This is a genomic window from Mesorhizobium sp. B2-5-13 (assembly GCF_006440535.1).
GTDB lineage: Bacteria > Pseudomonadota > Alphaproteobacteria > Rhizobiales > Rhizobiaceae > Mesorhizobium > Mesorhizobium salmacidum.
In genome coordinates this window covers 1-16433 of the sequence record NZ_VFUI01000025.1, presented here as the reverse complement: position 1 = coordinate 16433, position 16433 = coordinate 1, and the positions used below count along the sequence as shown (strand labels likewise).

17 protein-coding genes are annotated in these 16433 nt (G+C 61.9%); 12 read left to right on the top strand and 5 right to left on the bottom strand.

Annotated features, from left to right (window positions below):
- Positions 1-85: 85 nt before the first annotated feature.
- Both FJ434_RS26220 and FJ434_RS26215 read right to left on the bottom strand, forming a co-directional pair.
- Entirely contained in the window at positions 86-1060 is a 975-nt protein-coding gene (locus FJ434_RS26220; protein ID WP_140752459.1) for an alpha/beta hydrolase, read from the bottom strand.
- 92 nt (positions 1061-1152) lie between these two features.
- Complete coding sequence (locus FJ434_RS26215) at positions 1153-1974, bottom strand: SDR family oxidoreductase (RefSeq protein WP_140752457.1); 822 nt, start codon at positions 1972-1974, stop codon at positions 1153-1155.
- Positions 1975-2181: 207 nt separating this feature from the next.
- Between FJ434_RS26215 and FJ434_RS26210 the strand changes: the two genes are divergently transcribed.
- The 5 genes from FJ434_RS26210 to FJ434_RS26190 all read left to right on the top strand — a co-directional run bounded on the left by FJ434_RS26210 (position 2182) and on the right by FJ434_RS26190 (position 6108).
- On the top strand, positions 2182-3216 hold the full coding sequence (locus FJ434_RS26210; protein WP_140505239.1) for a cysteine synthase A: 1035 nt from the start codon (positions 2182-2184) through the stop codon (positions 3214-3216).
- Positions 3216-3959 carry an alanyl-tRNA editing protein gene (locus FJ434_RS26205; RefSeq protein ID WP_140752455.1) on the top strand — a complete coding sequence of 248 codons (744 nt, stop codon included), beginning with the start codon at positions 3216-3218 and terminating at the stop codon, positions 3957-3959. Before FJ434_RS26210 ends, FJ434_RS26205 begins: the two co-directional genes overlap by 1 nt.
- 36 nt (positions 3960-3995) lie before the next feature.
- Entirely contained in the window at positions 3996-4862 is an 867-nt protein-coding gene (sseA, locus tag FJ434_RS26200; protein ID WP_140505242.1) for a 3-mercaptopyruvate sulfurtransferase, read from the top strand.
- Between the two features lie 4 nt (positions 4863-4866).
- Positions 4867-5430 (top strand): GNAT family N-acetyltransferase, encoded by a 564-nt coding sequence (locus FJ434_RS26195; RefSeq protein WP_027145601.1) that lies wholly within the window; start codon positions 4867-4869, stop codon positions 5428-5430.
- A gap of 210 nt (positions 5431-5640) precedes the next feature.
- Positions 5641-6108, top strand: a complete 468-nt coding sequence (locus tag FJ434_RS26190) for a DUF1203 domain-containing protein (protein WP_140752453.1) — start codon at positions 5641-5643, stop codon at positions 6106-6108.
- Between the two features lie 221 nt (positions 6109-6329).
- Here FJ434_RS26190 and ald read toward each other — a convergent pair whose 3' ends face one another.
- The gene (gene ald, locus FJ434_RS26185) at positions 6330-7445 is read right to left on the bottom strand and encodes an alanine dehydrogenase (RefSeq protein WP_140752451.1); all 1116 of its coding nucleotides are present in this window, start codon (positions 7443-7445) and stop codon (positions 6330-6332) included.
- Positions 7446-7602: 157 nt separating this feature from the next.
- Here ald and FJ434_RS26180 point away from each other — a divergent pair, with 157 nt between their 5' ends.
- Positions 7603-8076, top strand: a complete 474-nt coding sequence (locus tag FJ434_RS26180) for an Lrp/AsnC family transcriptional regulator (RefSeq protein ID WP_015317948.1) — start codon at positions 7603-7605, stop codon at positions 8074-8076.
- Positions 8077-8219: 143 nt separating this feature from the next.
- Here FJ434_RS26180 and FJ434_RS26175 read toward each other — a convergent pair whose 3' ends face one another.
- A complete protein-coding gene (locus FJ434_RS26175; protein WP_140505244.1) occupies positions 8220-8879 on the bottom strand; it encodes a 5-formyltetrahydrofolate cyclo-ligase in 660 nt (219 codons plus the stop codon).
- Positions 8880-9042: 163 nt separating this feature from the next.
- Between FJ434_RS26175 and FJ434_RS26170 the strand changes: the two genes are divergently transcribed.
- Entirely contained in the window at positions 9043-10308 is a 1266-nt protein-coding gene (locus FJ434_RS26170; protein WP_140752449.1) for an NAD(P)/FAD-dependent oxidoreductase, read from the top strand.
- Between the two features lie 151 nt (positions 10309-10459).
- Entirely contained in the window at positions 10460-12439 is a 1980-nt protein-coding gene (locus FJ434_RS26165; RefSeq protein ID WP_140752447.1) for a bifunctional 2',3'-cyclic-nucleotide 2'-phosphodiesterase/3'-nucleotidase, read from the top strand.
- Positions 12440-12591: 152 nt separating this feature from the next.
- Here FJ434_RS26165 and FJ434_RS26160 read toward each other — a convergent pair whose 3' ends face one another.
- Positions 12592-13848, bottom strand: a complete 1257-nt coding sequence (locus FJ434_RS26160; RefSeq protein ID WP_140711517.1) for a cyclopropane-fatty-acyl-phospholipid synthase family protein — start codon at positions 13846-13848, stop codon at positions 12592-12594.
- A 332-nt stretch (positions 13849-14180) separates the two neighbouring features.
- Here FJ434_RS26160 and FJ434_RS30535 point away from each other — a divergent pair, with 332 nt between their 5' ends.
- The 4 genes from FJ434_RS30535 to kdsA all read left to right on the top strand — a co-directional run.
- Complete coding sequence (locus tag FJ434_RS30535; RefSeq protein WP_263489212.1) at positions 14181-14315, top strand: hypothetical protein; 135 nt, start codon at positions 14181-14183, stop codon at positions 14313-14315.
- Positions 14316-14449: 134 nt separating this feature from the next.
- Positions 14450-14740, top strand: coding sequence for a Dabb family protein (locus tag FJ434_RS26155; RefSeq protein WP_027145608.1), 291 nt, complete (start codon positions 14450-14452; stop codon positions 14738-14740).
- Between the two features lie 180 nt (positions 14741-14920).
- The gene (locus tag FJ434_RS26150; protein WP_140752445.1) at positions 14921-15805 is read left to right on the top strand and encodes a VOC family protein; all 885 of its coding nucleotides are present in this window, start codon (positions 14921-14923) and stop codon (positions 15803-15805) included.
- Positions 15802-16433 (top strand): 3-deoxy-8-phosphooctulonate synthase (gene kdsA / locus FJ434_RS26145; protein ID WP_140796818.1); only part of this gene is annotated, 632 nt, incomplete at its 3' end. The genes FJ434_RS26150 and kdsA, both read left to right, overlap by 4 nt.

Below are 16433 nucleotides of genomic sequence, written 5' to 3'. Positions count from 1 at the left end.
AACCCTTGGTGGTTGGCTGGTGACTGACCAACAAAGAAAGGGGCTGATGAAGCAATGCTTCATCAGCCCTTTTCGTCTCCGAACCTTACTTCGCCACCGCCTCGACCCAGACAGCAATCCGTTGCGCCAGGAAAGCCGTGGTGGATGGCGACAGCGCGTCGCCGGCGATGACATGATTGTCGGGATCGCCACTGCCTTCGATGGGGACCAGCTCATGCGGGCCACCCCAGCGCGCGGCGATTTCGCGGGTACGGTCGGCCCGCACCACTCTGTCCAAATCCGAGAAGATGAACAAAGCCGGGATGGTCGCCTTCTCCACGGGCGCGCCATAGGCTAGCTCCGTCAGGGCCTGCATCGGCATTGTCGCTGCGATCGGATATCTGGTGGTCCAGAATTTCTCATGCAGCGCGTTGCGCGGCGCGAAGTTGCGTTCCCTGCCGGCGACGAGTTCGGCGATCTGCTTTCCCCATGACATGGTCAGGACCTCGGCGCCAGATGCCTTCACGCCGAAATTGGGCGAGATGAATGCAATGGCCGCCACGCCCTCGGATGCACCGGCCTGCGTCGCCGCCCAGGCCGCCAGCGAGCCGCCGGTCGACGTTGAGATGACGATCACCTTGTCGCCGATCGCCCGGCCGATGGCGAGCGCCTCCTCATAGTCGTTGATCCAGGCATTGACACTGCCTTGCGTCATCGCCGCGCCGTCCTGGCCGTGACCGGTGAGACGGGTGTAGAACAGGTTGGCGTCGAGCTGGTCGGCAACGTCGTCGGGCAAGGGCCGGACCTCGCCCTTCGATGCGGAAAAGCCATGGATGTAGACGATCGACAGCGGCGTCTTGGCGTGCACTATCGGGTTCGCCCAGACGATCTCCTTCTCCAGCCCGTCGCGAATACCGGGCATGGCGGCTTCAACCTTTGCCACATAGGCCTGTGGGTCGTCACCGATGACGGAAGGATCGAAACGGATCGTGGTGTCGACGGGTACGCGTGGACCCAATACGGAGGCCAGTGCGAGGATGGCGATCAGGCCCAGCACAGCAAACACGATCCGTCGCCCCATCGCAGACTCCACGCAACAACATTCAAGCTATGGTGGTGGCCATGCACAGGCAACGGCCGTTCAGGCAGCCAAGCCACCAATCCTGTGGGCATCTACTTGTTGGGCGCTTTGCGCTCATAATACAGCGGCCGTGCCTTCCAGCTGGTCGTCAGGTTGATCACCCATCTGCATAAAGGCCTTGGCAGCATGCCAAGAATTTTCAGCGGCCAGCTCGTTCTATACGGGAAGGTGACTTCGAAGCCGCCGGACTTGATTCCCTTCACCATGCGGCGCGTCGCACGGCCAACCGGCATCAGGCCCGGCATCGGCAGCATGTTCTTTTCGGTCAGTGGCGTGTCGACGAAACCGGGGTTTACCACCTGGACGCGGATGTTCATCTTGTCGAAATCATATTTCAGCGACTCGGCCAGGATGTTGATCGCCGCCTTGGTGCCACCATAGGCCGCCGTGGTTGGCCAGCCGAAATAGGCGGTCACCGAGCCGACCAGAACGACATGGCCACGCGCGCGCACCCGCATATACTCGACCACAGGCACCAGCCCATTGATGATGCCGAAATAGTTGACCTCGAAGGAGCGGCGGAAGTCCTTGACGACGAGCGACTCTCCAGGTGTCGCGATGTAGTGTCCGGCATTGAAGATGGCGAGCACGATCGGCCCGAGGTCCTTCTCGATCGCCGCCACCGTCTTTGCCATGCGCGGCTCGTCGGTGACGTCGCAGGGAAAGGACACGACCTTGCCCGGCATCTGTGCGGTCTCGACGATGAGCGTGTCGATCGGATCGTCGTCCAGCGCTGTCACCGCCACCGCATACCCTTGTGACGCCAGATCCCTGGCCAGCGAGCGGCCGATGCCGCTGCTGCCGCCCGTGACCCATGCGACGCCGTGTTTCGGATCGGCCCGATAGAGTGTCATGCTTGCGCCCCGCGGAGTTATTAGTGTCTTGCTCTAGCGGTGGAGAAATCGAATGAAAAGGGTGCTTCTCGACGCCAGGTGCAAATGGTCCCCAGCGACATCCATGCACCGCAGCGCCGGAAATGCGACTGGACCAGACGAATTCTTGCCTTGAAACCGAAGCGTTGGGTTTCTAGGGTTTCGGCGCACGTACACAAGGAATCCTGAATGCCCCGTTCTGTGATCGACGCGATCGGCAACACGCCTCTGATCCGCCTCAATAAAGCTTCCGAAGAGACCGGCTGCGAGATCCTGGGCAAGGCCGAGTTCATGAATCCGGGCCAGTCGGTCAAGGATCGCGCCGGGCTGTTCATCATCCGCGATGCCGAACAACGTGGCCTGTTGAAGCCGGGCGGTGTCATCGTCGAGGGGACGGCCGGCAACACCGGCATCGGGTTGACGCTCGTCGCCAAGGCACTCGGCTATCGCACGGTCATCGTCATCCCGGATACGCAGAGCCAGGAAAAGAAGGACACGATCAGGTTGCTCGGCGCCGAACTGATCGAAGTGCCCGCCGTGCCTTACAAGAACCCCAACAATTATGTGAAGCTGTCGGGGCGGCTGGCCGAGCAGATGGCGAGAACTGAGCCGAACGGCGCCATCTGGGCCAATCAGTTCGACAATGTCGCCAACCGCGATGGTCATATCCGTACCACGGCCGAGGAAATCTGGGCCCAGACCGGCGGCAAGGTCGACGGTTTCGTCTCGGCGGTGGGTTCGGGCGGAACGCTGGCCGGTGTCGGGCTCGGTTTGAGGGCCAGGAGCAAGAACGTCAAGATTGCGCTCGCCGATCCTCTCGGCGCCGCCCTCTACAGCTTCTATACCAGCGGCGAATTAAAGTCCGAAGGCAGTTCGATCACCGAAGGCATCGGGCAGGGGCGCATCACCGCCAATCTCGAAGGCTTCACGCCTGACTTCTCCTACCAGATCAAGGATGAGGACGCGCTGCCGATCGTCTTCGACCTGATCCAGGAGGAAGGCCTGTGCGTCGGCGGCTCGACTGGCATCAACATTGCCGGCGCGATGCGGCTGGCCAGGGAATTGGGCCCGGGCCACACCATCGTGACGATCCTCTGCGACTACGGCACGCGCTATCAGTCGAAGCTGTTCAACCCGGAATTCCTGCGCGACAAGAAGCTTCCTGTGCCGGGCTGGATGGAACTGCAGAGCAAGATCTCGGTGCCGTTCGAAAAGGTCGCGTGATGGCGCACAAGACAGAAGCGCTGTTTCGCGACGATGCCTATCTCAGGACGGCTGACGCCACGGTCGTCGCCATCAATGAGCGCGGCGGCATCATCCTCGACCGGACGATCTTTTATGCCACCTCTGGCGGCCAGCCGGGCGATAGCGGCACGTTGGAGTGTGCCGACGGCAGCCGCATCGAGATCGCCGCCACGATTACAGGCGAAACCAAGGACGAGATCATCCACGTGCCGGCGCCCGCGCAGGCGGCACTGGCCGTTGGCGAGCGGGTGAAGCTGGCAATCTTCTGGGAGCGGCGGCACCTGCTGATGCGCATGCACGCTGCCTGCCACCTGCTGACAGTCGTCTGCCCGTTCCCGATCACCGGTGCGGCGGTTTCCGAGGACGACAGCCGTGTCGATTTCGACATTCCGGACGCCAGCTTCACCAAGGAAGATGTGACTGCCGGCATGATGGACCTGGTGAGGGCTGATCATCGCATCTTCACCAGGCTGATCAGCGACGAGGAATTGGCCGCCAATCCCGGCCTGGTGAAATCCAAGAATGTCCGACCGCCCGTTGGCACGGGCAATATCCGCCTCGTCTGCATCGGCGAAAGCGCCTCGGTGGACAGCCAGCCCTGCGGTGGCACGCATGTGAAGAGCACCGGCGAAATCGGCGAGATCCACATCGGCAAGATCGAGAAGAAAGGCCGGGAGAACAGGCGCTTCCGCATCCGCTTCGGCCCCATGCCGGCGAACTGAACAGACAGACACCGTCAAAAGGCGGTAGGAGAGAAAATGGCCGAAGACAGTCCTTTCACCGTCGACGCCGACTGGCTGCAGGAGCGCTTGGGCCAGCCGGGCCTAACGATCATAGATGCCTCCTGGTATCTGCCGGCGCAAAAACGCGACGCGCGCGCCGAGTATGATGCTGCCCATATTCCAGGCGCCCGTTTCCTGGACCAGGATGCCGTTTCGGATCCCGACGCCGCCATGCCGCATACGCTGGCATCGCCGCAGCATTTCGCCCAGTATGTCGGCTCAATGGGCGTTTCGGCCGATGACACCATCGTCGTTTATGATGGCCCGGGTTTCTTCTCGGCGCCCCGGGCATGGTGGATGTTCCGCATCATGGGCGTCTTCCAGACCTATATTCTGGACGGCGGTTTCGACAACTGGAAGGCGTCCGACCGGCCGGTAACAGCCGAGCCGACCAAGATCGCGCCAAGCGTCTTTCATGCTGATTTCGATGCCGGTCGCGTCGTCGGTTTGGCCGACATGCGCAGGATCGTCGATACGAAAGCAAGCCAGATTGCCGACGCCCGGGGACCAGGCCGCTTTACCGGTGCCGAGCCCGAGCCCCGCGCTGGCATCCGCTCCGGCCATATGCCGGGCGCACGCAACATCCCTTATTCGGCGCTTTCCGAAAACGGCAGGCTGCTGCCGAAGGACCGTTTGCGCAAGGTGATAGAGAACTCCGGTATCGACCTGTCCAAACCAGTGGTCACATCCTGCGGCTCCGGCGTCACCGCTGCGGTGGTCACGCTGGCGCTGGAGACGCTTGGCCACACCGACAACAGGCTTTATGACGGCTCATGGACCGAGTGGGGCGGGCTGTCCGATACGCCGGTCGTGACCGGCCCAGCGAAGACCGGCAAGGAATGAATTGATGGAAAACGGCGTGCTGCAGGATATTGAAGTCACGGTGACTTTTCTGGAGATGCATGCCCCACAGGCCGCCTCGCCACCGGTGCCCTACAACCGTCAGGTCGCACTGCTGAAGACCAGGGATATTCCCTTGCATTTCTACCGCTACCTGATGGACCGGGTGGGGCGCAAATGGCACTGGGTGAATGTTCTAAGGCTGAATGACGACGAGCTGTCGGCCGGAATCCACCGCGAGGATCGCGACATCAGGGTGCTCTATCTCGACGGTTCGCCGGCAGGCTTCTTCGACCTCAAGCCGCATCTGCCCGAGGAAGTCGAACTCGCCTATTTCGGCATGATGGAACACGCCACCGGGCAAGGCATCGGCCGCTGGTTCCTTGGCTCGGCGATTGCGGCGGCGTGGTCGTATGGGCCGAAACGGGTGACGGTGCAGACCTGCACGCTCGACCACCCCGCAGCGCTGCCGCTCTACCAGAAGCTCGGTTTCAAGCCGGTCGCTCAGAAGAAAGAGGTCGTGCATCCCCTACCTTTCGCCGAGCGCTCGGCCAGCGTCATGCGGCCGTAACTCCAGCCGGAATCTGAACCGCCGCTTCGACGATTTCAAGTGATTTGTCGCACTGATTAGCCGGCTTATGTCTGAAGATGCCGGGGATCCCATGGAAGGTCTACGGGACCTACCTCACATCGGATCGGTTCCCAGATGCTTGGCGGGAATCGGGTGGGAAGCCCTGTCGCGAGCGGGTAATTTCCGGTCGACAGCAGCGGAGATCTTGCCATGACCATCCAGTTCACAGCTCTGCCGACCGAAGATGTAAGGGCCCTGCAGCGCGGCGGTCCCGATGCCTATGGCCACACGCCCGAGCGGAAAATCTCTGACGGTGATGGCATGCCTTGCCGGCATTGCCTTAGGAATATCGCCGCCGGGGATGTCTACCTAATCCTCGCCTACCGGCCATTTCCGAACCCTCAGCCCTACGCTGAAACAGGGCCGATCTTCCTGCATGCCCAGGAGTGCGAGCGTGCCGCCGGGGCAGGACTGCCGCCGGAGATTCTCGATAGCCCGGACTATATCGTGCGCGGCTATGGCAGCGATGATCGTATCGTCTATGGTAGCGGTGGCGTCATCCCGACCCAAGCAATTGCCGCACGAGCCGAGACCTTGTTCGAGCGTGAAGACATTGCCTATGTGCATGTCCGCTCGGCGCGCAACAATTGCTACCAGTGCCGTATCGAGCGCGCATGAGATGCAACGATTGCCGATAGAAAGCTTCTGTCGCACTGCTGTCGCATGGACGCGCTAGAAAGCCGTTGTCGATCGATTGGCCGACCGCGGATGAACCGGCGGCAAATCTCGATATCGAGGAAGCGGGGCTTTGGCTCCGCTTTTTTGTTGCCTGCGCCGATCGCTCAAGAAAAAACCCGCCGGTTTGAGCCGGCGGGGACTGAAGGAAGCTTTCGGGTGTATTAAGCCGCGAGCACTGCCTTCGGCTCGACCAGTTCATAGCCGAGCGCTTCGGCGACCGCGCGGTTGGTGATCTTGCCCTTGTGGACGTTGAGGCCGTTGCGCAGGTGATGGTCGTCGACCAGGGCCTTCAGGCCCTTGTCGGCGAGCTGCAGGCCATAGTGCAGCGTTGCGTTATTCAGCGCATGGGCCGAAGTGACCGGCACCGCACCAGGCATGTTGGCGACGCAGTAGTGGATGACACCGTCGACCTCGTAGGTGGGTTCGGCATGGGTGGTCGCGTGCGAGGTCTCGAAGCAGCCGCCTTGGTCGATGGCGACATCGACCAGTACCGAGCCCTTTTTCATGCCGGACAGCATTTCGCGGGTGACGAGCTTCGGCGCGGCAGCGCCCGGGATGAGCACGGCGCCGACGACGATGTCGGCCGAGAAGCATTCTTCCTCGAGCGCCTCGACGGTCGAGTAACGGGTGTGGACCCGGCCGGCGAAGAGGTCGTCGAGCTGGCGCAGACGCGGGATCGAGCGGTCGATGATGGTGACATCTGCGCCAAGGCCGGCGGCCATGCGGGCCGCGTGGAGGCCAACAACGCCGCCGCCGAGCACGGTGACCTTGCCGGGCAGCACGCCGGGCACGCCGCCGAGCAGCACGCCGCGGCCGCCATTGGCCTTCTGCAGCGCCGTGGCACCGGCCTGGATCGACAGGCGGCCAGCGACTTCCGACATCGGCGCCAGAAGCGGCAGCCCGCCACGATCGTCGGTCACGGTTTCATAGGCAACCGCGGTGACGCCCGAAGCGAGCAGGCCTTTGGTCTGTTCCGGATCCGGGGCCAAGTGGAGATAGGTGTAGAGGATCTGGCCTTCGCGCAGCTGTACCCACTCATTGGGCTGCGGCTCCTTGACCTTGACGATCATGTCCGACTTGGCGAACACGTCGGCGGCCGTCTTGGCGATGGTGGCGCCGGCGGCGCGATAGGCATTGTCATCGGCGCCGATGCCGGCGCCCGCGCCGGCCTCGACCAGAACTTCATGGCCATGGGCGACATATTCGCGGACCGAGCCCGGCGTGAGGCCGACACGGTATTCGTGGTTCTTGATTTCCTTGGGGCAGCCGACGCGCATTTTCTTCTCCTGATCCGGGCCCTTTTGGGCTCACTCCCTGTATGGACGCAGTGAACCATGAATCGGCGCGCAGGTGTTTGCGAATGCGCTTGCAGGAGCGCGCGTCCTTCGATAATCGTTGCGAAAAATGTACCGATATTCGCAGGAATCACGAAGAATGCCGCTCGACAGGATTGATATCGCCATTCTGGAGACATTGCAGAAGGATGGCCGAATGCCGAACGCGGCCCTTGCCGAAAAGGTCGGCCTGTCGCAGTCGGCCTGTTCGCGCCGGCTCGACAATCTGGAAAAATCCGGAACCATTCGCGGCTACCACGCCCGGCTGTCCAATGCAGCCCTTGGCCACCAGATGACGGCGATCGTCCACATATCGCTCTCCGGCCAGTTCGAGAAGACGCTGTCGGACTTCGAAGCGGCGATCAAACGCTGTCCGAACGTACTGTCGTGCCACCTGATGTCGGGCGAGTACGATTATATCCTGAGGATCGCGGCGAAGGATCTCGTCGACTACGAGCGCATCCACAAGGAATGGTTGTCGGCGATGCCGCACGTAACGAAGATCAATTCGTCCTTCGCCTTGCGCGAAATCGTCGACCGAACGGCCATGGGGTTGAAGCCGGAAATGGCTTAGAGCCCGACCGAAACCTCGTTCCTATGGCCATCTGAAGGCGTTTTCTGCGCTCCGGTGCTCACGGACCCAAATGTCCGCTGCGCTCCGGTTCTCGAAACACCTCCATATGACTCACATGAACGAGCTTCGAAACGGGCTCTAACTTACGCCGTGGCAGCCTCCGTCACGATCCGGTCCATGGGGATGTCGTGCCACTGCGGATAGATGGTGGCGATGCGCTGCAATTCGTAGCCGACGCCGATGACCAGTGGCTTGAACGACATGGCGGCCAGCGTGCGGTCGAAGAAGCCGCCGCCATAGCCCAGCCGATAGCTTGCCGGATCAATGCCGACAATGGGCGAGATCACGATGTCCGGCAGCACCGGATCGCCTTCGGCCGGGATCGGGATGTTCCACACCCCTTTCTCCAGCCGGTCGCCCGGTTTGTAGGCGCGAAAGATCAACGGCTGACCCTTTTCGACAACGATGGGCAACGCGGTGCGGCCGCCTTGCGCGTTGATCGACGCCATCCATGGCCGCAAATCCGGCTCGCCGCGAAACGGCCAGTAGAGGCTGACCATCCGGCCTGCTACGCCACCGATCACTGCCTCGAGGCCTTCCGCGATGCGTTGCGACATTGCCGTTCGCGCTTCGGCGGAAACGGCAAGGCGCGCCGCGATCAGACGCTCACGCTCGGCCTTGCGCCAGCGCCTGACGTCGGTCCAGTCGCTGAGCGGTGCTTGGAACGCGGGATCGAGCTCATGCAGGAAGCAGGGTGGCGAGGCATACTGTGCCGGACCCTGTTCGTCATGATCTTTAGCCATGCCTCACCTCATCTCGCGTTCGATGACGCTATACCTCGCGATACGATACAACATGCGCATTCACGACATGGCACGACGAGTCTCGCGCACTGTCCTGCCATTGTTGCATTGCACAAAAATACTACATCTAGGCAGGCAATCTTGCCCATCAAGGGTGAACGAAATGAGCGATGCCAGACACCATGTCGTCGTCGTCGGCGCCGGGTTCGGTGGCCTTGAATTCACCCGCGCGCTGGCCGGTGTACCAGTGCGCATCACCATGATCGACAAGCGCAACCATCATCTGTTCCAGCCGCTGCTCTATCAGGTGGCAACCACGGCGCTGGCGACCTCGGAGGTTGCCTGGCCGATCCGCCATCTCCTGCGCAAGCGCAAGGATGTGACCACGCTGCTGGCCAATGTCACGGGAGTCGACCGGGCCGGCAAACGTGTTTTGCTCGACGATGGCAGCACCGTCGCCTACGACACGCTGGTGCTCGCCACCGGCGCGCGCCACGCCTATTTCGGCCATGACGAATGGGAGCCTTTCGCACCGGGCCTGAAGACATTGGAGGACGCCACCACCATTCGGCGCCGCATTCTTCTGGCCTTCGAGCAGGCGGAGCGGGAACCCGACCCCGCCAGGCGCCAGGCGCTGCTGACCATTGCCATCGTCGGCGGCGGGCCGACCGGCGTCGAACTTGCCGGAACCATTGCCGAACTGGCGCATGACACGCTGCGCGGCGAATTCCGCAACATCGATACGCGCCAGACGCGCGTGGTGCTGATCGAGGCCGGCGACCGCATTCTGGCCAATTTCGCGCCGACGCTCTCCGACTATGCCGGGAAGGCGCTGGAACGGCTTGGTGTTGTGGTCGAGCTTGGCCGGGCCGTCACGCGCTGCGATGCCGAAGGCGTGGTTTTTGGCGACACGGTTCTGCCGGCACGCACGATCCTGTGGGCAGCCGGCGTTGCCGCTTCGCCCGCCGCCGAATGGCTGGGAGCGAAGGCGGACCGAGCCGGCAGGGTCTTGGTCGAGCCTGATCTCAGTGTGCCCGGCAGCCCGGAAATTTTTGTCATCGGCGACGCAGCGCTTGTGCTGCGGCCCGACGGACGGCCGGTGCCCGGCGTGGCACCTTCCGCCAAGCAGGAGGGACGGCATGTTGCCGCGACCGTCAAGGCCAGGCTTGCCGGCGACACGAGCCCGCGGCCTTTCCATTACAAGCATGCCGGTGATCTGGCGACGATCGGCAAGCGCGCGGCCGCGATCGATTTCGGCTGGATCAAGCTGACCGGCTGGCTCGCCTGGTGGCTCTGGGGCATCGCCCACATCTATTTCCTGATCGGTTTCCGCAACCGGCTTGCGGTTTCGCTGAGCTGGCTATGGATCTACGTCACAGGCCAGCGCAGCGCCCGGCTGATCACCCAGGGCGACGACGACAGGAGCTGACTTTCTTCACCGCGCTTTTCATCGGGCCGTCATCTGTAGCTGATGGATTGGCGTGCCGATGCGCGCGACTTCTTGAGTGGACTTGAGCCGGTTTCAGCGCGAAGTTCGCCTCGGGGCAGGGCTTGTCAGGTCGTCGAAGTAAGGAGAAAACATGTCGCAACTGCTCCATCCCGTCTCTCGCCGTGGTCTCCTTGCGGGGGCCGCTGCCACAGGGGCGCTGATCATGCTTCATCCCTTCTCCGCCCGTGCGCAGGCCAACCAGGCGCATCTGAGAATCATGGAAACCACCGATATCCATGTGAACGTGCTGCCCTATGATTACTACGCCGACAAAGCCAATGACACGATGGGCCTGTCGCGCACGGCGTCCCTGATCGACGCCGTGCGCAAGGAAGCCGCGAATTCGATGCTGATCGACAATGGCGACCTTTTGCAGGGCAATCTGATGGGCGACTACATCGCCTATGAGAAGGGCCTGAAGGAGGGCGATCTCCATCCGATCATGAAAGGCATGAACCTGCTCGGCTATGAGTGTTCGACACTTGGCAACCACGAATTCAACTACGGCCTGTCCTTTCTGGACAAGGTGCTGGCCGGCGCCAATTTCCCGTTCGTCTGCGCCAATCTCATCCGGGGCACCGAGCTTGCCGCCAACCCGCGCGACGACAAGCTCTACCTCAAGCCCTACATAATCCTGGACAAGAAGATTAAGGACGGGTCAGGCGCGGAACAGCCGATCAGGATCGGCATCATCGGTTTCGTACCGCCCCAGATCATGATCTGGGACCTCAAGAATCTCGAAGGCAACGTCAAGACGCGCGACATCGTCGAGGCGGCGAAGGCCTGGGTGCCGCAGATGAAGGAGGAGGGTGCCGATATCGTCATCGCGCTGTCGCATTCCGGCATCGACGTCAAACAGGGTGACATGATGGAGAACGCCTCGTTCTTCGTCGCCGGCGTCGAAGGCATCGACGCGGTCTTCACCGGCCACCAGCACCTGGTCTTCCCCGGCAAGAAGGATTTCCAGGCGCTAGAGGGCGTTGACGCACAGAAGGGGACGCTGCAAGGCAAACCCGCCGTCATGGGCGGTTTCTGGGGCTCGCATATGGGCCTGATCGACCTGATGCTGGAACGCGACGGGTCGAAGTGGAAAGTGGTCTCGGGGACATCGGAGGCGCGGCCGATCTTCGAGCGTGTCGACAACAAGAACAAGCCGATCGTCCCGGACGACAAGCGCATCATTGCCGCTGTCGAGCAGGACCACGAGGCGACGCTCGCCTATGTGCGCCGCCCTGTCGGCAAGACCTCGGCGCCGCTCTATTCCTATTTCGCGCTGGTGGCCGATGATCCGTCGGTGCAAATCGTCAACCAGGCGCAGAGCTGGTATCTCAAGGATATCCTGAAGAGCACCCAGTGGAAGGACGTGCCGATGTTGTCGGCGGCGGCGCCCTTCAAGGCTGGCGGGCGCAGCGGCGCCGACTACTACACCGACGTGCCGGTGGGCGACATCGCAATCAAGAACGTCGCCGACCTCTATCTCTATCCGAACACGGTTCGCGCGGTTGAGATCACGGGTGCGCAGGTGAAGGAATGGCTGGAGATGTCGGCCGGCATCTTCAAAAAGATCGAGGCAGGGAAGGCTGACCAGCCGCTGATCGACCCTGAATTCCCCTCCTATAATTTCGATGTCATCGATGGCGTCAGCTACAGGATAGACCTGTCGCAGCCGCCGAAATACGATTCGAAGGGCGGCGTCGCCAATGCCGGTTCCAATCGAATTGTCGACCTGAAATTCGACGGCAAGCCGATTGATCCAGCAGCGAAATTCATCGTTGCGACCAACAACTATCGTGCCGGCGGCGGTGGCAACTTTCCCGACATCAATGCCTCGAAGATCATCTACGAGGCGCCTGACACCAACCGCGACGTCATCGTCCGCTACGTCATCAGCCAAGGCACCGTCAACCCGACGGCGGATGGCAACTGGTCGTTCGCTCCGTTGCCGGGAGCCAGCGTCGTCTTCGAGACAGGCGTCAAGGCAAAGGACTTCATTGCCGATGTGAAGTCGCTGAGGATCGAGCCTGCCGGCGAGGGCGAAGCTGGTTTTGCCAGATATCGCATTTTTCTCTGATAAGGCCGTCAAAGCCGGATGCGGTCAGTCTTGGCCGCATCCCCAGGCCTCCAGTCAGCTCTTTGGAGGGTGGGCGGCGCGGATCGCCCTTGATCACCGGCATGACAAGATCCAGCGCATCCGTGGAAAAGCCGCTGTCAGCCTGGCCAGCCTTACGCCTTGTAGACCACCTGGCGCACGTCGATATAGCTGGTGCGAAAACCGGCCTCGCAATAATGCAGGTAGAATTCCCAGAGCTTCTTGAAACGATCGTCGAAGCCGAGCGGCACGATCTTTTCCCACGATCCCCGGAAACGCTGGCGCCATTCGGAAAGCGTGCGGGCATAGTCCTCGGGGAAAACGCGTTCGCGTAGATGGGCAAGGCCGTGCGTTGCGCCAAGCGACTTCAAGATGGACGGCGTCGGCAGCATGCCGCCCGGGAAGACGTAGCGCTGGATGAAATCCGGCCTGGCGCGGTAGGTGTCGTAGGCGGCTTCGTTGATGGTGATGATCTGCAGCCCCGCGGTGCCGTCGGGCTTCAGGCAAGCCTTCATCTTGGAGAAGAATACCGGCCAGTATTTCTCGCCGACAGCCTCGAACATCTCAATCGAGGCGATGCGATCGTAAGTGCCGGTTTCATCGCGGTAATCTTGCAGCTTGATGTCGACCTTGTCGGCAAGCCCGGCCTTGGCGATGCGTGCCTTGGCGAAATCGTGCTGCTCGCGGCTGATGGTCAATCCGGTAACCCGGCAGCCGATTTCGCGCGCCGCGAATTCGGCAAAGCCGCCCCAGCCGCAGCCGATCTCCAGCACATGATCCTTGCCACTTATGCCCGTATCCCTGGCCAGCTCCCGGTATTTGGCGGCTTGGGCGCTCTCGAGATCGTTGGCGCCATTGGCATAAAGCGCCGAGGAATAGGTCATGCTCGGGTCGAGCCATTCCTTGTAGAAGGCATTGCCGAGATCGTAATGCGCCGAGATATTGCGCTTCGACCCCGTGCGGGTGTTCTCGTTGAACCAGTGGCGGATGCGCTGGACCGTGTTGATGAGCCAGCTGGCGCCGCCCGCGACGCGTTCGCCGATCGCCGAGTTGACCACAAACAGTTCGAGGAAGCTGGTGACGTCAGGGCTTTCCCAATCGCCGTCCATATAGGATTCGGCAACGCCGATCGTGCCGCCGGAAAAGGCGCGGCCTGGCAGACGCCAGTTCTTGAGCACGAGTTCGGCGTCGGGACCCGGCGCCTTGCCGCCGACGAGAACGGCGCGGCCGTCCGGCATCCTGACCTTCAGCGATCCGCGCGGCAGGCTCATGGCCGCCGACAGCACCATGCGCGCCTTGGCCGGCAGGCCCTTGACGATCTCGGCGAAATTGAATTCATCGAGCCTGACCGCTTCGCTCGGCACTATGCCGTGATGTTCCCCGTGTCCCATTCCATGCCCCTGGATCTCCGTGGCGTCGGCGCAATTGCCGAGCTACGGTTCCCTTGGATCATCCGCCGGGTTCGAACGCCCTTGCCTCGACCGGTAGCTTGCGGATCCGGCGACAGGCGGGCTCGAACGAAAGCGCGCCCCTTAGCCAGAGCTTCAGCGCTTCCAGTGAATGCCTGCCACAATCTTCCACGTCATGAGGGGGAACTTCAAGAGGCATGCCGAAAGCTGGACCGTGCCACGCGGCGCCCGGCATCTGACGCCTTGCGTAAGGTCGCTGCAGCCCAATCAAAAACGCCTATGGCAGCAGCAGTGCTAGTACGATAGCTTTAGCCATGCGTTATGTAATTGTCATTGCCGCCATCGCGTTCTTCCTGATCTGGGACGGCCTCTACAATCAGGGCCGGTATCTCGACGTCACGGTCAGGGAGGTTTCCCATGCGGTGCGCTACGTCACCGGCAAGACCTAGACATCCCCTTCAAATTGGCAGCTGAGGTCCAGCACCGATCGAGGCGCGTCGCAGGGACGTGTGGCGCCATGACCGGTTGACGCGAGGAGACCGCCGTCACAAAAGACCCCGACATTCAGATCGAGGAGGCGGGATTGATCCGGCATATCGTTTTCTTCAGCGCACGGCGCAAGGAAGATGTGGAAGCAGTTCGCACCGGGCTGCTGGCGCTCGGCGATATTCCTCATTCCAGCCTTTTCGAGGTCACGTTGAACACCAAGGTCGACCCGCTGTCGGATGAAGTTGATGTCGTCGTCTACGCGGAATTCGCCGATGACGCGGCGCTGGCCGCCTACAAGGCGCACCCGCTCTATGCGCAGACCACCAGCAACGTCAAACCAATGCGCGAACTGCGCTATTCCGCTGATGTCGTGGCCGGAAGCTGATCCAGCGCTTGCTCCAGAAGGTGCCGTTCGCGGCGCCCCGTGAAATAACCGGACAGCATGTGAAGGCCGCCGGTAAGGTTGACGGCCTTCCGCCAGGCCCGCAATTCGTCCAGCGCGACGAGCCGCCGCCGGCGACCAAGGTCTTGAACGGATCTTCCGAATGATGCACATCGCGCTTCCATGACCTCATCAGGCATTCATCCGCTCGATCATCTGGTTTTGCCGACACAGAGCCTCGATGCCGCGCGCGCCCGGCTCGACGCGCTTGGCTTCGTCGTCGCTCCGGCCGGCATCCATCCCTTTGGCACGGAAAACTGCTGCGTTTTCCTTGCTGACGGCACCTATCTGGAGCCGCTTGCGATTGGCAGTGAACAGGCTGCGACAGAGGCGGCTGCCGAGGGCAATGTCTTCGTTGCGCGCGACCGCCTTTATCGCGAAAGCCATGGCAACGAGGGATTTTCCGCGGTGGTTCTTGGCACGGACAATGCCGATGGCGACCATGAACGCTATGTCAAAGCCGGCCTGTCGGCGGGAGACACGCTGAGCTTCTCGCGAACCTTCACCGACGCGGCGGGCAAAAGCGATACGGCCTCGTTCAAGCTCGCCTTTGCTGCGGCTCACGGCCAAACGGACGCATTTCTTTTTACCTGCCAGCGCATCAATGCGCCGAAAGTGGACCGCGCAGCATTGCAGGCTCACCCCAACGGCGTCGACGGAATTGTCGAGGTGATTGCAATCAGCGGCGGCGCCCCAGCCGAGCAGCACCGGCTGATTTCAGTGGCGGTCAACGACCCGTCCGCCGATACCCAAGGCGGCGCTTTTCATCTGCCGAACGCGATCTTGACCGTCCTGGACGCAGCCTCTTTCACGGCGCGCTTTGGAATGCCGGCCGGGGCGCCATCAGAGTTGCGCTTCGCCGCCGTGGTTTTTTCGATCCGCGACATTGACGCCGCCGCAAGCCTGCTTGCGGCCAATGCCATCGAACACGATATGTCGGGCAATGACATCATCGTGCGGCCGGCACCCGGGCAGGGCGCGGCTTTCATCTTTCGGGAGATCCAATGAGCAACCCCCTGGCGCCCAATTCGTCGGTAACCGTCGGCAATGTCGTCTTCGACAATGCGGGGCCCCTCGCGCTGATCGCCGGCCCGTGCCAGTTTGAATCGCGCCAGCACGCCTTCGATATGGCCGGTGCGCTGAAGGAACTGACCGGCAGGCTCGGCATCGGCCTCGTCTACAAGACGAGCTATGACAAGGCCAACCGCACGTCTCTTTCGGCAACGCGTGGTGCCGGCATGGACGCCGCGCTTCCCGTCTTCGATGAATTGCGCAAGGAATTCTCGCTTCCCGTGCTGACCGATGTCCACACCGAGGAGCAGTGCGCGATTGTTGCTCCGCATATCGATGTGCTGCAGATACCGGCTTTCCTGTCGCGCCAGACCGATATGCTGGTCGCCGCCGCAAGGACGGGCAAGGTCATCAATGTCAAGAAGGGGCAATTCCTCGCGCCTTGGGACATGAAGAACGTGGTCGCCAAGATCACCGGTTCCGGCAATGCCAATGTGCTGACCACCGAGCGTGGCGCTTCTTTCGGCTACAACACACTGGTGTCGGATATGCGCGCTCTGCCTGTCATGGCCGAGATCGGCGCCCCGGTGATCTTCGACGCCACCCATTCGGTGCAGCAGCCGGG

Bases quoted from the DNA above. Each gene is read 5' to 3' on its own strand.
- FJ434_RS26170 (WP_140752449.1), top strand. From the start codon at position 9,043: ATGAGCGATGCCAGACACCATGTCGTCGTCGTCGGCGCCGGGTTCGGT.
- FJ434_RS26175 (WP_140505244.1), bottom strand. From the start codon at position 8,879: ATGGCTAAAGATCATGACGAACAGGGTCCGGCACAGTATGCCTCGCCA.
- FJ434_RS26220 (WP_140752459.1), bottom strand. From the start codon at position 1,060: ATGGGGCGACGGATCGTGTTTGCTGTGCTGGGCCTGATCGCCATCCTC.
- ald (WP_140752451.1), bottom strand. From the start codon at position 7,445: ATGCGCGTCGGCTGCCCCAAGGAAATCAAGAACCACGAATACCGTGTC.
- FJ434_RS26215 (WP_140752457.1), bottom strand. From the start codon at position 1,974: ATGACACTCTATCGGGCCGATCCGAAACACGGCGTCGCATGGGTCACG.
- FJ434_RS30535 (WP_263489212.1), top strand. From the start codon at position 14,181: ATGCGTTATGTAATTGTCATTGCCGCCATCGCGTTCTTCCTGATCTGG.
- FJ434_RS26150 (WP_140752445.1), top strand. From the start codon at position 14,921: ATGACCTCATCAGGCATTCATCCGCTCGATCATCTGGTTTTGCCGACA.
- FJ434_RS26210 (WP_140505239.1), top strand. From the start codon at position 2,182: ATGCCCCGTTCTGTGATCGACGCGATCGGCAACACGCCTCTGATCCGC.
- FJ434_RS26160 (WP_140711517.1), bottom strand. From the start codon at position 13,848: ATGGGACACGGGGAACATCACGGCATAGTGCCGAGCGAAGCGGTCAGG.
- FJ434_RS26195 (WP_027145601.1), top strand. From the start codon at position 4,867: ATGGAAAACGGCGTGCTGCAGGATATTGAAGTCACGGTGACTTTTCTG.
- FJ434_RS26180 (WP_015317948.1), top strand. From the start codon at position 7,603: ATGCCGCTCGACAGGATTGATATCGCCATTCTGGAGACATTGCAGAAG.
- sseA (WP_140505242.1), top strand. From the start codon at position 3,996: ATGGCCGAAGACAGTCCTTTCACCGTCGACGCCGACTGGCTGCAGGAG.
- FJ434_RS26165 (WP_140752447.1), top strand. From the start codon at position 10,460: ATGTCGCAACTGCTCCATCCCGTCTCTCGCCGTGGTCTCCTTGCGGGG.
- FJ434_RS26190 (WP_140752453.1), top strand. From the start codon at position 5,641: ATGACCATCCAGTTCACAGCTCTGCCGACCGAAGATGTAAGGGCCCTG.
- FJ434_RS26205 (WP_140752455.1), top strand. From the start codon at position 3,216: ATGGCGCACAAGACAGAAGCGCTGTTTCGCGACGATGCCTATCTCAGG.